Source organism: Flavobacterium sp. C4GT6 (assembly GCF_036347315.1).
Lineage (GTDB): Bacteria > Bacteroidota > Bacteroidia > Flavobacteriales > Flavobacteriaceae > Flavobacterium.
Map to the genome: position 1 here is coordinate 127,484 of NZ_JAZGZU010000003.1, position 20,448 is coordinate 147,931.

The 20,448-nt window shown below is 34.2% G+C and carries 22 protein-coding genes; 15 read left to right on the forward strand and 7 right to left on the reverse strand.

What is annotated here, in order from left to right; all coding sequences use genetic code 11:
• Window positions 1–19 precede the first annotated feature (19 nt).
• From V3Z67_RS04940 to V3Z67_RS04965, 6 genes are all read right to left on the reverse strand, one after another.
• Window positions 20–625 carry a hypothetical protein gene (locus V3Z67_RS04940; protein WP_330442259.1) on the reverse strand — a complete coding sequence of 202 codons (606 nt, stop codon included), beginning with the start codon at window positions 623–625 and terminating at the stop codon, window positions 20–22.
• Window positions 615–1,118 carry an RNA polymerase sigma factor gene (locus V3Z67_RS04945; RefSeq protein WP_330442260.1) on the reverse strand — a complete coding sequence of 168 codons (504 nt, stop codon included), beginning with the start codon at window positions 1,116–1,118 and terminating at the stop codon, window positions 615–617. Before V3Z67_RS04945 ends, V3Z67_RS04940 begins: the two co-directional genes overlap by 11 nt.
• A gap of 7 nt (window positions 1,119–1,125) precedes the next feature.
• The gene (locus tag V3Z67_RS04950; protein ID WP_330442261.1) at window positions 1,126–1,986 is read right to left on the reverse strand and encodes a TraB/GumN family protein; all 861 of its coding nucleotides are present in this window, start codon (window positions 1,984–1,986) and stop codon (window positions 1,126–1,128) included.
• Between the two features lie 26 nt (window positions 1,987–2,012).
• Entirely contained in the window at window positions 2,013–2,225 is a 213-nt protein-coding gene (locus tag V3Z67_RS04955) for a hypothetical protein (protein WP_330442262.1), read from the reverse strand.
• A 95-nt stretch (window positions 2,226–2,320) separates the two neighbouring features.
• Window positions 2,321–3,037 carry a YoaK family protein gene (locus V3Z67_RS04960; RefSeq protein ID WP_330442263.1) on the reverse strand — a complete coding sequence of 239 codons (717 nt, stop codon included), beginning with the start codon at window positions 3,035–3,037 and terminating at the stop codon, window positions 2,321–2,323.
• Between the two features lie 341 nt (window positions 3,038–3,378).
• Entirely contained in the window at window positions 3,379–3,789 is a 411-nt protein-coding gene (locus V3Z67_RS04965; protein ID WP_330442264.1) for a hypothetical protein, read from the reverse strand.
• A gap of 602 nt (window positions 3,790–4,391) precedes the next feature.
• Between V3Z67_RS04965 and V3Z67_RS04970 the strand changes: the two genes are divergently transcribed.
• The 8 genes from V3Z67_RS04970 to V3Z67_RS05005 all read left to right on the forward strand — a co-directional run bounded on the left by V3Z67_RS04970 (window position 4,392) and on the right by V3Z67_RS05005 (window position 11,999).
• Window positions 4,392–5,711 (forward strand): site-specific integrase, encoded by a 1,320-nt coding sequence (locus V3Z67_RS04970; RefSeq protein ID WP_330442265.1) that lies wholly within the window; start codon window positions 4,392–4,394, stop codon window positions 5,709–5,711.
• A gap of 2 nt (window positions 5,712–5,713) precedes the next feature.
• Entirely contained in the window at window positions 5,714–6,592 is an 879-nt protein-coding gene (locus tag V3Z67_RS04975) for a hypothetical protein (RefSeq protein WP_330442266.1), read from the forward strand.
• Window positions 6,593–6,750: 158 nt separating this feature from the next.
• Window positions 6,751–7,032: a helix-turn-helix domain-containing protein gene (locus V3Z67_RS04980; protein ID WP_330442267.1), complete on the forward strand. Its 282-nt coding sequence runs from the start codon at window positions 6,751–6,753 to the stop codon at window positions 7,030–7,032.
• An 8-nt stretch (window positions 7,033–7,040) separates the two neighbouring features.
• A complete protein-coding gene (locus V3Z67_RS04985; protein ID WP_330442268.1) occupies window positions 7,041–8,519 on the forward strand; it encodes a hypothetical protein in 1,479 nt (492 codons plus the stop codon).
• A 323-nt stretch (window positions 8,520–8,842) separates the two neighbouring features.
• Window positions 8,843–10,000, forward strand: coding sequence for an HNH endonuclease (locus V3Z67_RS04990; protein ID WP_330442269.1), 1,158 nt, complete (start codon window positions 8,843–8,845; stop codon window positions 9,998–10,000).
• Window positions 10,001–10,002: 2 nt separating this feature from the next.
• Window positions 10,003–11,226, forward strand: coding sequence for a nucleotidyltransferase (locus tag V3Z67_RS04995; RefSeq protein ID WP_330442270.1), 1,224 nt, complete (start codon window positions 10,003–10,005; stop codon window positions 11,224–11,226).
• Complete coding sequence (locus V3Z67_RS05000; protein WP_330442271.1) at window positions 11,210–11,677, forward strand: hypothetical protein; 468 nt, start codon at window positions 11,210–11,212, stop codon at window positions 11,675–11,677. The genes V3Z67_RS04995 and V3Z67_RS05000 overlap by 17 nt, the downstream gene beginning before the upstream one ends.
• Before the next feature lies 1 nt (window position 11,678).
• The gene (locus tag V3Z67_RS05005) at window positions 11,679–11,999 is read left to right on the forward strand and encodes a DUF3892 domain-containing protein (RefSeq protein ID WP_330442272.1); all 321 of its coding nucleotides are present in this window, start codon (window positions 11,679–11,681) and stop codon (window positions 11,997–11,999) included.
• A 51-nt stretch (window positions 12,000–12,050) separates the two neighbouring features.
• Here V3Z67_RS05005 and V3Z67_RS05010 read toward each other — a convergent pair whose 3' ends face one another.
• Window positions 12,051–12,620, reverse strand: coding sequence for a hypothetical protein (locus tag V3Z67_RS05010; RefSeq protein ID WP_330442273.1), 570 nt, complete (start codon window positions 12,618–12,620; stop codon window positions 12,051–12,053).
• A gap of 314 nt (window positions 12,621–12,934) precedes the next feature.
• Here V3Z67_RS05010 and V3Z67_RS05015 point away from each other — a divergent pair, with 314 nt between their 5' ends.
• The 7 genes from V3Z67_RS05015 to V3Z67_RS05045 all read left to right on the forward strand — a co-directional run bounded on the left by V3Z67_RS05015 (window position 12,935) and on the right by V3Z67_RS05045 (window position 20,350).
• Window positions 12,935–13,363 (forward strand): lipocalin family protein, encoded by a 429-nt coding sequence (locus V3Z67_RS05015; RefSeq protein WP_330442274.1) that lies wholly within the window; start codon window positions 12,935–12,937, stop codon window positions 13,361–13,363.
• A gap of 3 nt (window positions 13,364–13,366) precedes the next feature.
• Window positions 13,367–14,017, forward strand: a complete 651-nt coding sequence (locus V3Z67_RS05020) for a hypothetical protein (protein ID WP_330442275.1) — start codon at window positions 13,367–13,369, stop codon at window positions 14,015–14,017.
• A 119-nt stretch (window positions 14,018–14,136) separates the two neighbouring features.
• Window positions 14,137–15,852, forward strand: a complete 1,716-nt coding sequence (locus tag V3Z67_RS05025; protein ID WP_330442276.1) for a type I restriction-modification system subunit M — start codon at window positions 14,137–14,139, stop codon at window positions 15,850–15,852.
• Window positions 15,852–17,081 carry a restriction endonuclease subunit S gene (locus V3Z67_RS05030; protein ID WP_330442277.1) on the forward strand — a complete coding sequence of 410 codons (1,230 nt, stop codon included), beginning with the start codon at window positions 15,852–15,854 and terminating at the stop codon, window positions 17,079–17,081. Before V3Z67_RS05025 ends, V3Z67_RS05030 begins: the two co-directional genes overlap by 1 nt.
• An 83-nt stretch (window positions 17,082–17,164) precedes the next feature.
• Window positions 17,165–18,055 (forward strand): hypothetical protein, encoded by an 891-nt coding sequence (locus tag V3Z67_RS05035; protein WP_330442278.1) that lies wholly within the window; start codon window positions 17,165–17,167, stop codon window positions 18,053–18,055.
• Window position 18,056: 1 nt separating this feature from the next.
• Window positions 18,057–18,686: a hypothetical protein gene (locus tag V3Z67_RS05040; RefSeq protein ID WP_330442279.1), complete on the forward strand. Its 630-nt coding sequence runs from the start codon at window positions 18,057–18,059 to the stop codon at window positions 18,684–18,686.
• Window positions 18,686–20,350 carry an RNA-binding domain-containing protein gene (locus tag V3Z67_RS05045; RefSeq protein ID WP_330442280.1) on the forward strand — a complete coding sequence of 555 codons (1,665 nt, stop codon included), beginning with the start codon at window positions 18,686–18,688 and terminating at the stop codon, window positions 20,348–20,350. The genes V3Z67_RS05040 and V3Z67_RS05045 overlap by 1 nt, the downstream gene beginning before the upstream one ends.
• Window positions 20,351–20,448: the final 98 nt, after the last annotated feature.

Here is a 20,448-nt window from a genome sequence, read left to right on the forward strand (position 1 = left end):
TTTTGAGGGAGCTTTTTTATTATTCTTCTTTTAGTTCATCAATAACTTTTCTTATCTCTTTGGCATATTTGCCATAAAAGTATCTTACCCATATCTCCAGAACAACACCCATTGTTAAAACTGAAGCCACAATAACAACAAACATCGTTATTACAAACGAATCGCTTAAAGTATTTATATCAATCCCCTTTTGCTTATAAAACAGATATGCCACTAAAAAAAGCACCATAAACGGAGTTAAGGCAAAACCGAATGTTTTGTAGATTTCCATATTAAGACGAATGTCAAAATAGGTTTCATACAAACTGTCTTTGGTTGTAAGATCTGTTTTATTTATCCTTTTATAAAACATATAGAGCTTTACTAAATAATAAATACATATAGCTACAAATAAGCTATAAATCAAATAAAACAGAAAAAATGTTTCTTTTGGAAAATGATATATAAAAGGCGTAAAAGCTATTACAACAATAGATATTACCTGATATATAAACTCCTTTTTTAAATTTTTCCTAATCTTGTCCAGTGGCGTATTTGCCGACTGTATTTTCTTTAAACTGCTGGGCATTTCCACCTTATCGGTTTTTTCATTATCCCAAGCCGATTGTATATCGTTAAAATCCATACCCCTGATTTTTAATAATTTCTTTTAATTTTTCTTTTGCTCTGTTAAGCTTTACTCTGGCATTACCTTCGCTAATCCCCAGATTCTCCCCTATCTCCTTATGCGAAAACCCTTCCAACTGATAAAAAATAATGGCCTTATCAATTTTATCCAGTTTTTGAACTGCGCGGTAAAAATGCTCCAACTGACTTTCCTTTATGTCATCTTCCCCTTCTTCCTCCTTTATATCATGCGATACCATACTGTGAGTATCAACCTTTCGTTTTTCCTTCCGGAGGAATACTATAGAAGTATTTATAGCCACACGGTACATCCAGGTGGAAAAGCGGCTTTCTCCCCTAAAGGTGCCATAAGCCTTCCAGAGCTGGCAAATAATCTCTTGGAACAAATCCTGCTGATCGTCCGGATTGTCCATGTACATTTTAGAGACTTTATATAAAATCCCCTTATGTTCACTTATTTTTGCCAAAAACTCCTTTTCGTTCCCTTTCAAAGCACTACTATTTCAACACAGGTTTTACACTGTATCCGGCATTTCTTAATAAGTTAATAACTCCGTTCTCACCCGGTAAATGACCTGCTCCTACCGCAAAAAATACCGGTTGTGCCTTCATAAGTTCAGGCATTATTGCAACCCAGTTTTTATTACGGTTATCCAGCATTATGGTTTTTACCTCAGCATCCATAAATTTCTCATCAGTAATCATTTCATATAGTCCGTTAAGATTCTCCTCTTTGTATATGGCAACCATCTCATCAAAGTATGAAATATCATAATATTTTAACTGATCAATAAACTCCTCATCAGTGTACGATTCACTGAACCCTGTAACCTGAGCCTCCACTTTTTCCAATCCCAGTATTTCCCTTTTATTAACCATTGCCTGCTGCATAAACTCTACCTCATACATTTTTGGCGGACAGTTTAAACTTTTAAACATTACTACACTCATAATACCTATTAGCGTATAATTCTCAAACTGACTCGCTTTTACACCAAGTTTGGTTTGTAAAAAATTGTCCAGTGTTGCATAATCCTCTTTGCTTAATCTTTCACTAAGAGGTGTGGTTGAAGTAGTCATGCTTTGCATAGCCATTAGTTCGGACGGATCGTCAAAATCGAGTTCCAATGCTAGCTTATCGGTATTTTCAAAAGCTTTTTCTACCTTTTCCTTAATAAGGAAATCGTCTTCACACATCATGTGCATGGTTCCGTACAGATAAGATGGTTCGGTTAACCCGTTACCCGATATTTCCCATAAAAGTGAATTCTCTAATTTTACTTTTTTCTCCTGAGCGTGCAAATTGCCCGACAAGACTACCGCTGCAAAAACTACTGCTAATTTGATTACTTTTTTCATAATCGATTGTTTTGATTGACTGATGATTAAACTTCCTTATTATTTTTAAAATACTGCGTAACTGTAGGTGTAAGCCCCTTCATTAAAAATATTACTGAAAAGAGGAATAACAGACTCTGAAAATGTTCCTCAAATACAAAATGACTTACTAAAGTATAACTAAGCCCTGCTGCTCCTAAAAAGACAAGCAAAAGGCTAACAATACTATTTTGCTGTGTTACTTGTGACTTATTTTTCATAATTGTTTTGATTGATGTTATATAGAGTAAGTAACAACAAACATCAAACGTTACAGAAAAAATGAATTATTTTTAAAAGTAGATTATGGTATATGTCAATGTCTTTGTAACACCTTTCTTTTAATGACATAGAATTTAAGCAGTATATAGTCGTAAAGCAAGGCTAATATAAGCGCTGAGCTCGCTATAAAAAGAACTCTCAGCTTTAAGTAGTAGTAAGCAAATCCACCTGCTATACCCCCGGCAAAAAAACATACTATAATAGCCAATTTTAAATAGATACTTCTTTTAAGGGTAAAGTTCTCATTGGTCTTTCTGTAAAACAAAAGCTGAGACAGTTCAATACCCAAGTCTGTAAATATGCCTGTTAGGTGTGTTGTTCTTACTACCGACTGCGATACCCTAGTTACCAAAGCATTTTGCAAACCCATTGCAAACAACAGAATACAGGCTAATACATCAGGCTGATTAAAGTGTAAAGTGGCTGCTGTAATTAAAAGAATAATTTCAAGCAGGATGGGAACAACATAGGAAAGATTTTCCCTTTTGCGGACAATAGTCTCACTTATAAGATTGGAACAAAAGGCTCCGGCGAGGAAACTCACCAGAAACCACAGGTAAATAACAGCGCTGGAGAACTCTTCGCTTACAAAAGTTCTTGAAAAGAAAGCAAAATGGCCCGTTACATTTGTTGTAAGTACATTTACCGATAATAGCCCTACAATGTTTACAATCCCAGCCACAAAAGATAAAAGGGAGGCCAACCTGAGGTTATGCCCATATGATCTTCTTTTGCCTTTATGACGAAACATTTATTATAATTTTTGCAACATAAAGATACTGTTTTTCTGAAGAAGATTTTAGTCGATACTTGAGGGTTTAAAAAGAGCATGCTCTCGGAATAATACAAAAATAAATCATGACCACAATTGAAGATTTTGATGTAATTATCAAGCTATGTTTGAACTAAAATAATTTTACTTTCATACTAGCCATGATTATATTTAAATTTATACAGATAAAATTGTATTATGAGACTATTAAAATTATTAATTACACTTTGTGTTTTTATATCTACTCCTGAACAAAAACAAAGGCAACTCTAAGGATGCCTTTATTTTGCTTTAAAGTATGCACAAATTGCAAATCAGTGCTATCGGGTATCAGGACATAATCCTTTTAAATTATCGCAATAATATAATTCAAAAATGCCCTTGTCTCTCTCCAAACAAATATCTGTATCCTCTTCAAAATAATAACAATCAATGTCAGGAGAATATATTTTAATACTATTTATGATAGGCGCAATAGAGCTAAAAGATCTTAATCTCAAGTTATAATTACCTTGTAATGCAATTTTTTTACAATTACTTATTTTTTGTTTTTCTGATACAATCTTATAAATTGAGTCTTGCTTTTTCGCGTAAATTAAATAATAATTATTAATTGAGTCAATTTTATAAATATTATAATATGCTTCATTTATAGTATATCTTCTCTCCATACTTTTACAAGAAATTAATATAAAATATATTCCTATGACTAATGTAAAATAGTTTTTCATGGTTATAATATTTTTAAGGAACAAAAAGAATAGGATGTGATTTCTGGTTAACGCCTAATCCTTTAAATGTATGAATTTCCCCTCTAACCTTATTAGGACTATTAAAACTTACAGGTTTATTATTTGCATCATACCAATATAGTAAGATCATTAATCTCTAAATTACTGTTATTGACTCTTTCAATATTTTTAATCGAAAATTTCATAAATAACTGATATACAAAACAATACTACAAGTTTAAATTATTTTATATACTATAAAGAAATTGCTATACAACAACTCTCTATAAAGTCCCATAACTATATTAATAAAACTTAGATATACAACAATTGTTAAATTATTTATTGCAGATAATTTAACAATTCTCCAAAAACAAAAAATCCTTACAAAACCGAACATCAGTTTTATAAGGATTTTACTAGCAGAGAGGAAGGCTCTCCAACTATTGTATTCAATTATTCCTTTTTATATCTAAAACACCTATAAATAAAGAGAATACATAAAAACAAAATATAAATAGATACATTTAAACATAACTAAATTTAGACCTTGTTGACTAAATGTTGCCTAATTATTTATCTTTGCCATATAAATCCAATATATGGCTACTATTAAATTTTTACTTCAAAGCACAAGCAGTACTGCACCTATTTACCTTAGACTGTCTTTAGGAAGAAACAATACATTAAAACGAAAAACTGGTTACATCATTGATGCAAAAGCTTGGGGCAGTAACGGATTCCCTAAAGAGCGAGATGCAAACAGCAAGAACATAAAAGGACAACTTTTAAAACTATCAGCTCATGTCATTAATGAATATAATTCAGATAATTCTAAAGGAACCAATATAACTGGAGAATGGTTAAGTGAAGTCATTGAAAAGTTCCATAATAGAAAGGAGCCGGAGCAAAAAGAATTTCTCACAATATATGGAAACTCTTTTGTAGAGGCTTTACCTAATAGAGCACCAACGAATGGTGGAAAAGGAGTAAATAAAGATACTGTAGGTAAATACAAAACCATAGTAGACAAACTAAAAGGTTTCGAAGAATATAAAGGGAAGAAGTATCTAATTAAAGATGTAGGGATTACTTTTAGAGATGAGTTTATCAAATATTTAATTGAGATAGATGGATTAAATAGTAATACTGCCGGAAGATATATAAGCTTTGTTAAAACCATTATACTGGATGCAAGAAAACATGGTTATGAAATCAGCCATCAAATAGACAATTTTAAAGGCTATACTGTAGACGCCCCTATAATCACACTCTCCTTTGAAGAAATTGAAAAAATTAAGAAAGCAGACCTTTCATCTGACAAACTACAAATAGCAAGAGATTGGCTTGTAATAGGATGCTATACTGGGCAACGTGTTAGCGACCTCCTTAGAATGAATGAAGGAATGATAACTAAAGTACAGAGATATAACTTGCTAACTATTGTTCAACAAAAAACTAAAAAGACTGTTCAAATACCCATACATCATGAAGTAAAAGCAGTACTTGAAAAGAGGAATGGAGAGTTCCCCCCTACCTTCGCTAAGACATCAGACAGTAACAGTGCTATGTTTAATAGGTACTTGAAGGAACTTTGCAAAGAGGCTGGCATAGACACTCCTACTAAAGGAAACCTTATTGACCCGGATACCGGAATTTACGGTACAGGTATATACCCTAAACACATGCTTATTTCTTCTCATATATGCCGAAGAAGTTTTGCAACAAACTTCTATAGTCAGCGTGAATATCCTACCCCATTGTTAATGAGTGTGACCGGACATGCTACTGAAACAATGTTCCTGAACTATATTGGCAAAAAACCATTAGATTATGCTCTTCAACTTGCCGAAATTTGGGAATCAAAAGCCAACAACAAGAAAAATAAAAACAAATCAGAATTAACCACATTAAAAGCCTGAATATGATACCTGAACAATTTACATCTACAAGAGAACAATACGAAAGGTATAAAGATTTTATAATGCTATATCATGAAGACAAACTTCAAGAGATATATGATTTAGGACTTGAGACTACACTTAGAGACCCAAAAACAGGCTTATACTGGGATGATCTTTTAAACGACTCCTTTAGTCAAGAATATTTACGATTAACTGAAAGTTCTTCATATTTTGAAGGCTGCCAACACAGCATCTATATAAAAACATATAAAGAAAGACTTAATGAGTACATTAAACTTCATCCTGATGCTGATGAATCGCACTTTATAAAATCAGAATATGATGCTGCAAACAGTATAAGGGAGTTTCACTATGGAACCAAGGAACAGTTAACTAATTTATTTATAGCAACCGAAAAAAGGAAGAAGTTCTTATCTGAAAGATTAACTACAACTGGACACACACCTGAACTATCCAATTCAGAAACAAAAAATAGTGAAAATGCTAACCCTGAACAAACCCCAACAGTATTTGGCAACTATAACTATCAACTAATCTATAACATTTATGAAGAATTGAGAGACTTATTACCTCCCAACCTTAATAAACAAAATTTTACAAATATTTTTTTATTAACTGAGAAGCCTACACATAAAATTGATTTTATTGGAGCAAACATCTCAACATTTGCATACCTCATTAATAACTTACACCAATACTTTACAACTGAACTTCGCAACAAAACTATTTACAACCAATGGTGGGCTGACAGGTTTACATTTAATGGCTCTTCCAGAGACAAAAAGGGAATTTCAACAATATGTAGCGCAGTCAGGAAGGGTGACAAAACACCTGATAGACGAGAAACCATTAATAAAGTAATTGCTTTATTAACTTAAACCTGTATATCCTCTATAAATTTATTCCAAAAAAAACACCCCGCTTAGAATCAGACATTTGGATATTTATTTTAGATACTTTTTCTTTTAGCATCCCTCCCCATCCCCCATTTCCCCCCAGTGCTTTGCATCATACATAACCTTTAAACGGATACATTATGATGCAACAAAGCACTATTTTAAATCAAGTATCTCCTGAAGATCTCCATAATATGATTATTGAGGGGGTTAAAACTTGTCTTAAAGATTTAAGCAATTACCTACAGCCAAAGAAGCCAGATGAACTACTGACTCGAGAAGAAGCTGCTAAGAAGTTAAAAATCAGCATTAGCACACTAAATAACTGGGTAGGTAAAGGTATCTTACAAACCTACGGAATCGGAGGCCGGGTATATCTCAAAAACAGCGAGATAGAGCAAGCTATGGTTAAACTTAATTAACCATAGTCATGCATACAAAACTTAATAGAAGAGGCATAGTTTATTTGCCTAAAACTCTTAATGACCATATTAAATCATTACCAAACAAAAAGGGGATTGACAAATCATTTTTATCATATATACTTCATCTAATATTGAAAGAGCAAACAAAAAGAAAGTTTAATGCTAACATGTGGGTAAACATTTCATCTAAAACCTTAAAGAGATATGAATTTATTGCTAATAACACCCTATATGGTTACAAAAAACATTTAGATTACTTAGAGGACTGTAGGGTAATTGAGAGAAGTAAGTCATATAGCATCATTAACGAGATAGCTAAAGGACATAGAGTAAATAATAGTCTTTTTCGAATTACAGACGAGTTAACACAGGTTACTCTAACCCCAAGACTGGCACTAAAAGTTGATAGCTTATATAACAAAAGAAAAATAAAGGCAAAGAGAAGCACCTCTCACCTAACAAATTGGCTTGACAGCAATACATTTACTATTGATTCAGACACTGCATTATTGTATACCAACACTAAGTATGCAGTACAACCGGATAAACGGATGGCAAGAGTTAGGGAAATCCTCGAGTTTGACAACATACAATACTCCCGGGAAGGAAAAGACGGTAGGCTGCATACAAACCTTACAAGGCTACCATCAGATTTAAGAGAATTTGTCACTTATGAGGGCAATCAATTATACACCTTAGATTTACCAAATAGTCAGCCTTTAATGCTGTCTATTTTAATAGATGCCTTTTTAAATGAACTCAGTATAGAAGTAAGTAAAGAAAAACCAAGTATTAACTATTTAGCACGTCGTATTAATAAAGTTATAAAAAAGTATTGTTATATAACAGGCATACCTAAAACTAATAATGTTATAACTAATAGTAATAAAATATCTTATGCTTTATCTTCTATAATGTTTCCGAAAGAAACAAAAAATATTGACTATGAAACAATTAGCAAGTTCAAAACTTTAGCAAGAACTAAAAAATTATATGAGTATGTAGGTCAGGAATTATTAGATCGAGGAATTATTAAACAGAAAGGAAGCATGTATGAGGTATTACTTACTGACGAGGTTTTAAAACAACCTTCTGTTCAATCCTATGATTCCCTGAAGGAATGTGGAAAAAAAATAACCTTTTATGCATTATACTCATCAATCCGGAACTCTAACAAAGCTATTAAAGCTTTTAAGGCACTATTCCCGGGCGTATTTAAAATAGTTGATGTGATGAAAGGAGAGGAAAGCGGTGGCTACAGGTCTTTTTCATCTTTACTCCAAAACATGGAATCTAAATTCATATTAGACTACTCCACTAAGAGGATAGCTAACAAGTATCCTATGATGCCTTTAGTAACTATACACGATAGTGTAGCTACAACAAAAGAATATATTTCAACATTAAAACATGAATTTGAGATTGACTTTTATAAACATTTTGAAATCAAAATAAACACAACTATTGAATCTTGGCGAAAATAAGTTAAGACTTAAAAATATTCTACCCTACATCGATATAGTGATGACAAAAAATCAGTTTTTTCACTTACACAGTAAAAATATGACAATATGGCACTTGGAGTAAAAATCCCGCTATAGCTATTCATAAGGACTTATTAATAAGAAATTTACATGTATTTTGTCAGAAACAGACAGCGATGGTATAGTGATTGAAACAAGTTAGTACAGATGATTTGGAGTCCCCCAAGACTTCCGCATTTTACAAGAAATTACTACATAGTATAATTTCTTTCCGGAGAACTTCAATGCCGTAAAAGTTTGAATTTACTAAAATTAGTTATTTTATGTCTAAAACAGAAACAGACCAAGCTACTAAAAAACGCAGACCCAAAATTCCTGAAAAGGTTCAACTAAAACTTTGGCTAAAAGCCGGTGGAAGATGTCAGTATAGAAACTGCAATGAAAATCTTTATGAAGACAAGTTAACTTTTAACCAATTAAACAAAGCCTATATGGCTCACATTTACGGTTATGCTAAAAACTCAGCAAGATATGATGCAGTACACTCTCCTAAACTTGAAACTGATTTTTCTAATTTAATGCTATTATGCGATGCCTGTCATAGAAAAATTGATAAGGAAGAAAAAGATACTCATCCAGCTCCATTGCTAATAGAGATGAAACGAGAACATGAAGACAGGATTGAGAATTTAACATCAATTAAAGAAAATGTAAGAACAAATATAGTTTTCTACAACAGTAAAATAGGTGAGTTTAACCCTCCAATGGAATTAGAACCTATACAACAAATGCTTATAAACAGAAACCTTTACCCTGTAAGGGAAGTAATTACATTAGCACCAAACAACACAGTCATTCCAGATAATAATCCGTTGTTCTGGCAGTATGAAGCAGAATCATTAGAAGGCTTCTTCCAAAATAAAATTACACCCTATTTCCAATCGGATTCACTAAAGCACTTTTCTTTATTTCCTTTTGGAACAATGCCTTTACTGATAAAGCTTGGTACCCTTTTTGGTGACAAATATGACGTTAAAACATATCAACTTCATAGAGAACCAAGAACTTGGGAATGGCAAGAATCTTCTGATTTTACAGATTTTCAATTAATTCAGCCAGAAAACGTAAATGGGTTTCCTGTGTTAAACATATCACTAAGTGCAACAATTGATAATAATCGAATTAAGAGCCTATTTTCTGAAAAAGACCTATCAATTTGGACTTTGACTCACGATAATCCAAACGTCAATTTTTTAAAGACAGAAGAAATTTTATCTAAATGGAGAACCATTGCTCGTGAGACCTTTAGCAGAATGAAAAACATGCATGGCCATGATGCTGAACTTCTTGTATTTCCGGCAATGCCGTTATCAGCATCTGTTGAATTTGGCAGGGTATGGAATCCTAAAGTGGACTTGCCAATGGTTATTTATGATGGCAGAGATGTGTTCAATAAAGCTATAGAAATAAAAAGAAGTTAATCATGGTGAATATTATACAAAAAAGAGAATATTTAGAAGGGGTACTAAGGAAAATGGTAGAAATTCTTGACATAACACCTACACAGCACAAGGAAGCTGTTGAGAAATATCAAGCTGTAACTAATTATCTTAAAGAAGACGACAATATTGCAAGGTATGGTTTAGAAATGTATCCGCAAGGTTCCTTTAGCTTAGGCACCGTGACTAAACCTGATTCTGATATAGATGAGTTGGATATTGACCTTGTATGTGAGCTTACGAGTGCTAATCATAACGACTTTTCACAATATCAACTTAAACAACTTATCGGTAATAGGTTAAAATCCGGCAGATACAAAGACATGCTTGCTTCACCCGACGGGAGAAGATGTTGGAGGATAGATTATGCCGAATCAACTCGTTTTCACTTGGATATTTTACCATCTATTCCCGACAAATCAAGAACAAATGTAACCTTTTTACATGTTAAAGATTATTCTAAATCTGCTATAAGCATAACAGACAAGCAGGATGATAATTACTATCGAATTAATGAAAACTGGCATAAATCCAACCCAAAAGGTTATTTAGAGTGGTTTAAAAAGCAAATGATAGTTCAGTTAAACGAGAGTAAGAAACTTTTTTCTGCACGAAACAATGTTAAGATTGATGAAGTACCGGACTATGAGGTTAAAACACCTTTACAACGTGCCATACAAATAATGAAGCGACATAGAAATACAATGTTTTGCAACACTCCTGGCTTAAATTATGATGATAAGCCTATTAGTATAATAATAACAACTTTGGCAGCAAAAGCATATTCTAATGAGGCAAATCTCTACGATGCCCTGATGAATATTCTTGCTAAAATGCCGGACTACATAAATTACAAATATATTAATGGCAGAAAAGTCACTTGGATCGAGAATCCAGTTGACAGTCGTGAAAACTTTGCTGATAAGTGGGAAACCTACCCTGTAAGAGAAAAAAACTTCTATTTATGGATAGAAGAGGCTAAGGAATATTTCAGAGCCTTGCTTCAAAAAGAAGGCCAGCATGTGTTGAATGAATCTCTACAAAAAGGCTTCGGGGATAAGCTTATAAAAAAGACATTCAGTGCTATTGGAGAAGATACTCGTATACAAAGAGAACGAGGAGCTTTAGGGGTCACTATGACAGGAATAATAAATGAATCTGCTCCTAAAAAAGTACATAACCACACTTTTTATGGGAAGAAGGAATAAAAGGAGACAAAAGAGCAGGAAAATAAGTATTCCAATACAAGGTGCTTTATTAAAAAAGTATTATCCTAATTCTTCTCTATCGAGTTACATGGGATTAAAATTGGTATGGGAGGCTGAGTTAACACCAACCCCTTTTAGTCAAAGCTATAAAGTTAGAATTGAGTACACTTTAGGGTATGCTCCAAAAACCTTTGTAGTACACCCTAAAAAACTTAGCCTTTATACAGGTGAAACATCACTCCCCCACGTATACGATAACAAGAAGCAAAGGCTGTGCTTATACTACCCTGATGGAAAAGACTGGCATCAGGGTATGTCTCTGGCTGATACAATTGTTCCTTGGACTGCTGAATGGCTTTACTTTTATGAGAACTGGCTAAATACAGGAGTGTGGCACGGAGGTGGCGAACATCCTCCAAGAAAAAAAAAGAAGAACATTAAAAACAAATAATATGGCAGAATACAAAATATCAGGTGTATGGAAAAATGAAAATAACACTATAACACATTATGCATTTCACACACGTACAGCGAATGGACATACAAGAGCAGAAAAAGTTAGTAAGTCCGAAGCAATAAGAAGATTGGAAATATCAGGTAATGTGGCTTTTGTGTGGATATGGAACTACTCAGAAGCACTTTGGAACACTAAAGAAAAAGTACATGTGGTTACCGGGAGCACAGGCAAGTACTTACGTTCTAACCATGATGGTACTGAAAGAAACAATCTCGCCCATTTAATTGATTATGATTGGTTAGAACAAGAAGAATAACCTCAACTATATTTAGTTCAATAAAGCTCATTAAATGGGCTTTATTGAGTTTTATAAAGATTCAGGTGCTGAAATAGTACATTTAAGTCCGTGGCATTTTACAATTGCCCTATATTTATTACCTAATCTATCTTCGTAAACAACCTCAATTTCAGATTCAATCTCTCTTACTGGTTTTCCTGAATTATTTTGTGTAAAAATAAATCTTCGAGTTGTATCTGATAGTATAGCCTGACTAAAAGGCTGTTCAAGTTCCCAAGGAAGATGTTTATTAACTTCATCCATTTCTAAATCTCCCGACAACACTTTAAACTCTAAAAGTCTACACCAAGCTCCTTTATTATTCAAGTCAAAATCTACACAATTGTTAGGTCTTGTACTCATACCATTAAGCCATAAATAGGGTTGATATCTCAGTTCTAAATCTCTTTCCAAAGTAATAGCAACACGCTCTAAATCTGATATACGCTTACCTTTTTTATAATCTTCATAGAGAAGATAGAGAAAAGTTAAAAATGTAGCTACACTACCTAAAGCATTTGCAAATTGCAATAACATATTAAGTTGTCCTTCTCCAACCCTAATACCTAAAATATTATAAATTGGTTCTGAAAATTCCATAAGGTTTATTTTTAAAGTAAGGTTAAGTAAATATAAGTTTATTAATTTTACAGTCAGAAAAATTTGAAAAATATAAGAACAAAAAAGTAAGAACATATCATTAATAGAATAGCGTTAGCTTTTTAATCTGTCTTTGAAAATCGCCAATTTTACAAATACACACAGATTATGAACTATCGCTCACGGCTGGCGTGGGCTTGGTTTATATGTGTGTAGGGCGTTTGGCGATGCCTCAAAGACTATAGGCTATTGACCCACGCTCATATTTATATAACTTTCACTTTAGGGTCAGGGGTGAGTAAACCTTACAATCAATGAAAAATTTATTTTTTTTGGCTTCCATAGCCTTCCTTGCCCTATCTTCTTGCTCAGGAGATGACAACAATTCAACTACACCACAAACCTCTTTAACAGGGACATGGCAATTACAGGAAACATCACTAAACAATGAAGCCTTCGAGCTATCTCCTTGTCAGCTACAGAATACTATTGAGTTTACAGATACCGGACGAGTAACTTTCAGGTACTATTATGGCAATAATACCGAGAGTTGTCAAACAGATGCTATAGAGACCGGAGACTACATTAAAAATGGTAATACCGTTACAATAACTTGGGATGAATCTGATGAAGGCATGGAAGTATATCAGTTAACTGTTACAGAATTATCTGATACCAACTTAAAGTGGCAAACAAATATAACCGGAGAAGGACAGCTAAAGGAAACCTATTTAAAACTGTAGAATATGAAATTATATTCAAGGATAGTAGGAATAATTCTTACAGCAGGATTATTCACATCATTAGTATGTTTAATCGTGGCATTAATAGTAAGCGAAGATACTCAAGAGAAGTTTGTGTACACGTTCACAATGATACCATGTTTAGCATTCCTGTACTTTATGTTCCTTCACAGGTTTGGCTTCAGTTTAAAGCCTAAAGAAACCAACTATACAAAATTTACACTTATTCTTACAGGCTGCTCCTTCATACTGATAGCTTCTATACCTACATGGAATTTACTATCACAAATCAGAAAGGAAAAAGAATATGAAATTATGGTTGACCGTGGAGAATACATTACTCCTACGGGGCTTGTAAGTTCTCTTAAAACAAAATACAACAAGGGTAACATGAAATACATTGTTGACTTAAAAAAGTCAGGCATAGTTCCTTTTGAAAAAAATTTCAGAAACTTTATAGTATTACAAGACGAAGAAGGATTTCGTTTAAAGGCTTTTGAGTTAAAGGGGTACACTACTTACAAAAAAGACAGCATTGGTACTTTAGAATCAATTACTATTAATTCTGAACAGGATATTGAACTCGATGAGTATATAAAAATTAAAAAATGGGATATACTACGAACAGATGAAAAAGGCAATCCTTTACAATAATCAAATAGAGTTAGAAGCTACTTAAGCTAACAACTTTACTCCATATTTATTACTTTAAGGCTTGTCATGACAAGCCTTTTTGTTATATTTTAGCACCTCAAAACAATAAGGAAAACAAAATGGGTATAAAAGAATCTGCTAACTTTATCTGGTCAATTGCCGACCTTTTAAGAGGAGATTATAAGCAAAGTGACTATGGCAAAGTAATACTTCCTTTAACAGTACTGAGAAGGCTGGATTGCGTACTGGAAAGTTCTAAAGAGAAAGTTCTAAAACGATTTGAACAAGTCAAGACCATGAACATTCAAAACCTTGACCCAATCCTTAACAAGGAGGCAGGATATAATTTTCACAACCGAAGCAAATTCGATTTTAATAAATTAATAGCTGACCCTAATAATTTAGCATCTAACCTTAGAGACTATATTAATGGGTTTTCTGACGATGCCAGAGAAATCATAGAACAATTTGAATTTGACAACCAGATAACAAAACTTGACGATAATAACCTCCTATTCTTAGTACTAAAACGCTTTCAGGAGGTTGACCTACATCCTGAAGTTATTTCCAGTGTGAGCATGGGGTACATGTTTGAAGAACTTATACGAAAATTTGCAGAGCTTAGTAACGAAACGGCCGGGGAACACTTTACCCCTCGAGAAGTTATCAAGCTAATGATTCATATCCTATTCTTGAATGATAACGACATTCTGACCCAAAGAGGTAAGAGAAGAACAATATATGACTGCTGTGCAGGTACAGGGGGTATGCTCTCAGTAGCAGATGAGTACATAAGAGAACATAATGAGCATGCACACCTTGAAATGTTTGGTCAGGAACTAAATCCGGAGTCTTATGCTATCTGTAAGGCGGACATGATCATTAAGAATCAAAACCCCACTAACATCCGGAAGGGCAATTCAATATCAGATGATAAGTTTGAGGATAAGCAATTTGACTACCTCATTACCAACCCACCGTTTGGGGTGAAGTGGGAGAAGTTCTCTAAACCAGTTATTGATGAGCATAAAGCAAAAGGGCATGCCGGGCGATTTGGTGCCGGACTACCTTCTAAAAGTGATGGCTCCTTCTTATTCCTAATGCACCTCATTTCTAAAATGAAGCAAGATGATGAAGGTTCTAAACTGGCTATAGTATTTAATGGCTCTCCCCTATTTTCAGGCTCTCCAAGTTCTACTAAAAACGAAAGCAGCATCAGGCAGTGGATAATAGAGAACGACATGCTGGAAGCCATTATAGCCCTTCCCACACAGCTTTTTTACAATACCGGTATAAGCACATACATTTGGGTACTGAACAACCGTAAGAAAGGAAAAAGAAAAGGAAAAGTACAACTTATTAATGGGGTAGATTTCTTTAAAAAGATGTCGAAATCGTTAGGAAACAAGCGCAATGAGATAAGTAAAAAACAAATTGAAGAGCTAACCTCTGTGTATGGGGAATTTACAGAAACCAAGATTAGTAAAATATTTGACAATACCGACTTTGGCTACCATAAAGTAACCGTAGAACGACCACTATATAAAGACGGCAAGAAAGTAATAAGTAAAGGCAAGCCCAAACCGGACACCTCATTACGTGATACAGAGAGTATACCCCTGAAAGAAGACATTCAAGCCTATATGGAGCGTGAAGTGCTGCCACACGTGCCGGATGCATGGATAGATGAAAGCAAAACCAATATAGGTTATGAAATAAACTTTACCAAGTATTTTTATGAGTACAAGCCTCTAAGGAGCTTGGAGGAAATACGTGCTAATATACTTGCATTAGAAACTGAAACCGATGGTTTACTTAAAAAGGCTATTGTATAATGAAAAGATACGAAGCTTATAAAGATACGAATATTGAGTGGATAGGACAAGTTCCGAACCATTGGAAAATTGTAAGGCTAAGATATTTAAGCTCCATTACAACAGGTGATAAGGATACGATAAATAAAGAGGATGATGGATTATATCCCTTTTATGTACGTTCAAAAAAAATAGAGAAAATTTCTACGTTCAAATACGATGAAGAAGCTATTCTAACACCGGGTGATGGAGATATTTGTAAGATATGGCACTATATTGATGGGAAATTTGAATGTCATCAGAGAGTATATAAGTTGAGTGATTTTAAAGAGGTTAATGGTAAGTTTTTATACTATTACCTGTTAACTAATTTTGAAAACGATGTAATTAGGCTTTCGGCTAAATCAACTGTTGACTCCCTCAGAATGCCAATGTTTCAAAATTTTGTAGTTGTCTTTGGTAGCTTTGAAGAGCAACAAGCCATAGCTAACTACCTTGACCGTAAGACCTTAGAAATAGACTCCCTCGTAGAAAAGAAAAAGCAACTCATAACCCTACTACAGGAAGAGCGTACAGCAATTATTAATCATGCGGTAACCAAAGGCATAGACCCTAATGTAAAATTTAAGTACACTGGCATAGAATGGATTGGTGAGATACCTGAACATTGGGAGGTGAAGAGGTTGAAGTATGCTTGCTCTCTCATTAATAATAAAACTTCTGAAAAACCGGAATATATTCTTGCTTTAGAAAACATTAGTAGCTGGTCAGGAGTTATCACTGGCAATCCTTATAAAAATAATATGGAAGGGGACGTTAACCTATTTAAGAGAGAGGATATTCTTTTTAGCAAATTAAGACCTTATTTAGCCAAAGTAACAAAAACCGAAAGGGACGGGGGCTGTATAGGTGAGTTACTGGTTCTAAGAGCAAAAAAAGGTATTATTTCGGATTTTTTATTTTACAGGATGATTTCCGAAGCTATAATAAATATAGTAGATGGTTCCACTTATGGAACTAAAATGCCAAGAGCAAGTTGGGAAAAATTCATTAGCCTAATTTATATCCCTATACCACCATTACATGAACAAGAGAAGATCTGTAATTTCATAAGAAGTAAAGTTTCAGAAATAAACAACGTTATTTCTAAAACTGAAAGAGAATTAGAATTACTTGAAGAATATAAAATAGCCTTAATAAGTGAGGTAGTAACTGGCAAAGTGGATGTAAGGGAAGAAATTGTAAATTAGCATTCTAACCAATAAACCAATCAATGAACTTATCGGTAGAATATAAAGATAGCACAGGGACTATTGCTAATAACACTTACAATATGTCAAGACTTGCTTTTGCAAAACACTTTGCAATAGCTGGTCAGGGTTATGCACCTAAGCCCCAAAAATTAATGAGGGCTATCGCAATGTTTTTACACTACAGTTCATACTTACAAAAACGAGAATTTCAAAACAATAGATTTTCTTTACCTCCAATACAACTTTCCGACCCTACCGAAAAAGGTCAATTTTCAAACCTCGCAGGTAAGGCTATTGCTGACTTTTTATCAAAAAGAATTGATAAGAGTATTTTCACGATAAATTATGAAGCTGCAATGCGAATGAAGGAAATGCCATTAAATGTGGGAAGACCTGACTTAATAGCTTTTAGGCAGAACTCAACCGATAGCAATGCAATGTTCGCAATAGAGGCTAAAGGTTTTCAAAAGAGCAGTAGTGGTGATATGAGTGTTCACAAAGCCCAATCAAAAACAGGAGGAATAGCTGTTAACTTTACGGTCGCCTGTGTTTCTTATAATCTTTACAATAAGGTTAAGTGCAAGTACCACGACCCCTTCAATGACAATATTAGTTACGATTTAGATTTAGTAACAAAGTTAACCAAGAATTACTATGCGGGGTTATTAGGCTTCCTCAATAACAGATTTTTTGAGTATAGTGAAATTGATTATAATGGAGAAAAATTTTATGCTGTAAGATTGAGACACAGATATTTTGAAGAAATACTTCAAGAGTCTTTGTTAAGAAATTTTTGGTGGCATGAGTTTTATGACTTTAGTCCGTCTCTTATATTACCGGGAAATATCAATGATTTAGCAAAAGAAGGTATTTGGAAAGGTACAATTCCATTTAGTTTTGAAACAAACTCAGAAAACAGCTACATCTACATAGATAATGATAGAATCGGACTTAGCTTAAGAAGATGGTAGTATGGAAGCATTAGTAACACGCATTAATAATATGATTAATTTCTGCTGGGAAAGCTTCTCAGCTAAGGTGGGCTGTGGGCTTATTGAGGTTAATAAAGAAGCCTCTATGCAGCTACATTTTGCATACATCCTTAAAAATGCTGCCGATTTAGTATTATACAATAAAGACGAGCAGGTAACCATAGAGCTTGAAACCTCCATCCCAGTTAACGGCAGATTTAGAGAATGTGATATTGTAATACGTATTGAGAAAGCTGACAAACTGTACTTTCTTCCTATAGAAATGAAATGCTACAAAACCAAAAGTTCAAGCGGTGGTTTAAGAGGAGCACAAGACCTGTTCCGGTATGGTATATATGAAGACCTGCAATTGTTAGAAAACTACTGTAGTGAATCTATTTTACAGGGCATACAGCTAACTATGACAGATAGTAAGAACTTTGTATATCCAAAAAGTAAGACAGGTAAAAGCTGGGTATACGATATTTCCCATGGCAGTACAATTTCAGAGATACTTTGCCTTGACACTCCTATTGGAGGCAAGCCCGTTTCGGTATCTTTAAATAAAAATTATATATTTGATTGGAAGCAGGTAGGAAACTATTACTTCCTTCAACTAAAAGGCATATAATGGCATTACCAATAAACATAGAAGACTTATTATCCGGAGCTATTGTTGAAGGCACCCGAATGGAGTTTAAGGAGGGTTGGAATCCTGCACCTATTATGCGCTCTGTATGTGCCTTTGCCAATGATTTCGAGAATGAAGGTAGCGGTTACATCATAGTGGGTGTTGAAGAAAAAGATGGAAAGCCAATACGCCCTGTAAAAGGTTTTAATCCTGATCATTTAGAGAAAGTCGAAAAAGAGCTTATAGGATTCAGTAATTTAATTAAGCCCTCTTACTATCCCCGACTATCTTTAGAAACCATAGACGGAAAGCATGTACTTGTCCTATGGGTTCCTGCCGGAAGCAATAGACCTTATAAAGTACCGGATGATGTTTCAGCCAAACACAAAACTTACAATTACCGGATACGATACCGTTCCAATAGCATTGTCCCTAACGAAGAGCAGGAAAGAGAGCTTATAGAACTGACTGCTAAGATACCATTTGACGACAGGGTAAACAGTCAGGCTAAAGTTAGCGACCTGAGCTTTGCCCTGATGCGTGACCACCTTGAAAAAACGAAAAGCAAACTCTACGAAGACAGCTTAAGAATGAGTATTGAGGAGTTAGCTCAGCAAATGAACTTAAGTCAGGGAACTAAAGAACACTTATTCCCTAAAAATGTTGGACTGCTCATGTTCACCGAGCATCCGGAACGTTATTTTAAAGGAGTACAGATAGATGTTGTAGAATATCCCGAAGGCTTGGCAGGTAAAAACTTTACAGAAAAAACCTTTACAGGCCAGATACAAAAACAGCTTACTGATGTACTGTCTTACATTCAGACAAACATCATAAAAACCAAGGTAACTAAATTTAGGAATAAAGAGCAAGCAGAAAGTATTGTAAACTACCCTTATGATGCTATTGAGGAAGCACTTTCCAATGCTGTTTATCATAGAAACTATGAGTTGCAAGACCCTATAGAAGTAAGGGTTTTACCGGAAGCAATAGAAATAATAAGCTATAGTGGTGTTGACTCTTCCCTTAAGCAAGCTGACTTTGATAAAGGTGTTGTAAGGGCAAGACGTTATAGGAACCGAAGGATAGGTGAGTTTTTAAAAGAGTTAAGGCTCACCGAAGGGCGGGGTACCGGAATACCTACAATACAACGGGCTTTAGAAGAGAACGGTTCAGATGAAGCCAAGTTTGATACTGATGAACCGGACAGGAAGTATTTTCTCGTTGAGATTCCAATACATAAGTCTTTCCGGGATTTTAGAAACCAATTTGCTGAATTAGGTAAATCTTTAATAAACTTCAAAAAAGGTTTTGAGTCTTACACTAAAACCTTGGAAGAGGTATTTGCTCATGAAGAACAGCCTATTACTTTTGATGTTATTGAAAAATATATAGAAATAGCTAAGACTCTTAGCCATGAACAAAAACTCGTATTACATTTTGTAACCACCCCTAAGAAGAGAAAGGAGATTTTGGAAGACTGTCTTGATCTAACAAACCAGTCTAAAAACTTTACTACCCATGTAGAGCCTCTTATTGAGATGGGACTTATTGAACGTACTTTAAAAGATAAACCCACAAGCCAGCTACAGAGATACGTTATAACAGATAAAGGTAATGCTGTAAAACATGTACTTGATGAACGTGATTTTTACCATACTTAAGAAGTAACTATGTCAGTAACTAAGATAATAACTAAGTCTAAAGTTAGGACAGGAGATAAAATAGTAACTAAGACGGTAACTAAGGTAGTAACTAAGTC

Excerpts from the sequence above, each read along its gene's own strand:
- V3Z67_RS05000 (WP_330442271.1), top strand. The coding sequence starts at position 11,210 with ATGGGAAGAAGGAATAAAAGGAGACAAAAGAGCAGGAAAATAAGTATT.
- V3Z67_RS04980 (WP_330442267.1), top strand. The coding sequence starts at position 6,751 with ATGATGCAACAAAGCACTATTTTAAATCAAGTATCTCCTGAAGATCTC.
- V3Z67_RS04965 (WP_330442264.1), bottom strand. The coding sequence starts at position 3,789 with ATGAAAAACTATTTTACATTAGTCATAGGAATATATTTTATATTAATT.
- V3Z67_RS04960 (WP_330442263.1), bottom strand. The coding sequence starts at position 3,037 with ATGTTTCGTCATAAAGGCAAAAGAAGATCATATGGGCATAACCTCAGG.
- V3Z67_RS04950 (WP_330442261.1), bottom strand. The coding sequence starts at position 1,986 with ATGAAAAAAGTAATCAAATTAGCAGTAGTTTTTGCAGCGGTAGTCTTG.
- V3Z67_RS04985 (WP_330442268.1), top strand. The coding sequence starts at position 7,041 with ATGCATACAAAACTTAATAGAAGAGGCATAGTTTATTTGCCTAAAACT.
- V3Z67_RS05045 (WP_330442280.1), top strand. The coding sequence starts at position 18,686 with ATGGCATTACCAATAAACATAGAAGACTTATTATCCGGAGCTATTGTT.
- V3Z67_RS05005 (WP_330442272.1), top strand. The coding sequence starts at position 11,679 with ATGGCAGAATACAAAATATCAGGTGTATGGAAAAATGAAAATAACACT.
- V3Z67_RS04990 (WP_330442269.1), top strand. The coding sequence starts at position 8,843 with ATGTCTAAAACAGAAACAGACCAAGCTACTAAAAAACGCAGACCCAAA.
- V3Z67_RS05010 (WP_330442273.1), bottom strand. The coding sequence starts at position 12,620 with ATGGAATTTTCAGAACCAATTTATAATATTTTAGGTATTAGGGTTGGA.
- V3Z67_RS04970 (WP_330442265.1), top strand. The coding sequence starts at position 4,392 with ATGGCTACTATTAAATTTTTACTTCAAAGCACAAGCAGTACTGCACCT.
- V3Z67_RS04955 (WP_330442262.1), bottom strand. The coding sequence starts at position 2,225 with ATGAAAAATAAGTCACAAGTAACACAGCAAAATAGTATTGTTAGCCTT.
- V3Z67_RS05040 (WP_330442279.1), top strand. The coding sequence starts at position 18,057 with ATGGAAGCATTAGTAACACGCATTAATAATATGATTAATTTCTGCTGG.
- V3Z67_RS05035 (WP_330442278.1), top strand. The coding sequence starts at position 17,165 with ATGTCAAGACTTGCTTTTGCAAAACACTTTGCAATAGCTGGTCAGGGT.
- V3Z67_RS04975 (WP_330442266.1), top strand. The coding sequence starts at position 5,714 with ATGATACCTGAACAATTTACATCTACAAGAGAACAATACGAAAGGTAT.
- V3Z67_RS04940 (WP_330442259.1), bottom strand. The coding sequence starts at position 625 with ATGGATTTTAACGATATACAATCGGCTTGGGATAATGAAAAAACCGAT.
- V3Z67_RS05015 (WP_330442274.1), top strand. The coding sequence starts at position 12,935 with ATGAAAAATTTATTTTTTTTGGCTTCCATAGCCTTCCTTGCCCTATCT.
- V3Z67_RS05025 (WP_330442276.1), top strand. The coding sequence starts at position 14,137 with ATGGGTATAAAAGAATCTGCTAACTTTATCTGGTCAATTGCCGACCTT.
- V3Z67_RS05030 (WP_330442277.1), top strand. The coding sequence starts at position 15,852 with ATGAAAAGATACGAAGCTTATAAAGATACGAATATTGAGTGGATAGGA.
- V3Z67_RS05020 (WP_330442275.1), top strand. The coding sequence starts at position 13,367 with ATGAAATTATATTCAAGGATAGTAGGAATAATTCTTACAGCAGGATTA.
- V3Z67_RS04995 (WP_330442270.1), top strand. The coding sequence starts at position 10,003 with ATGGTGAATATTATACAAAAAAGAGAATATTTAGAAGGGGTACTAAGG.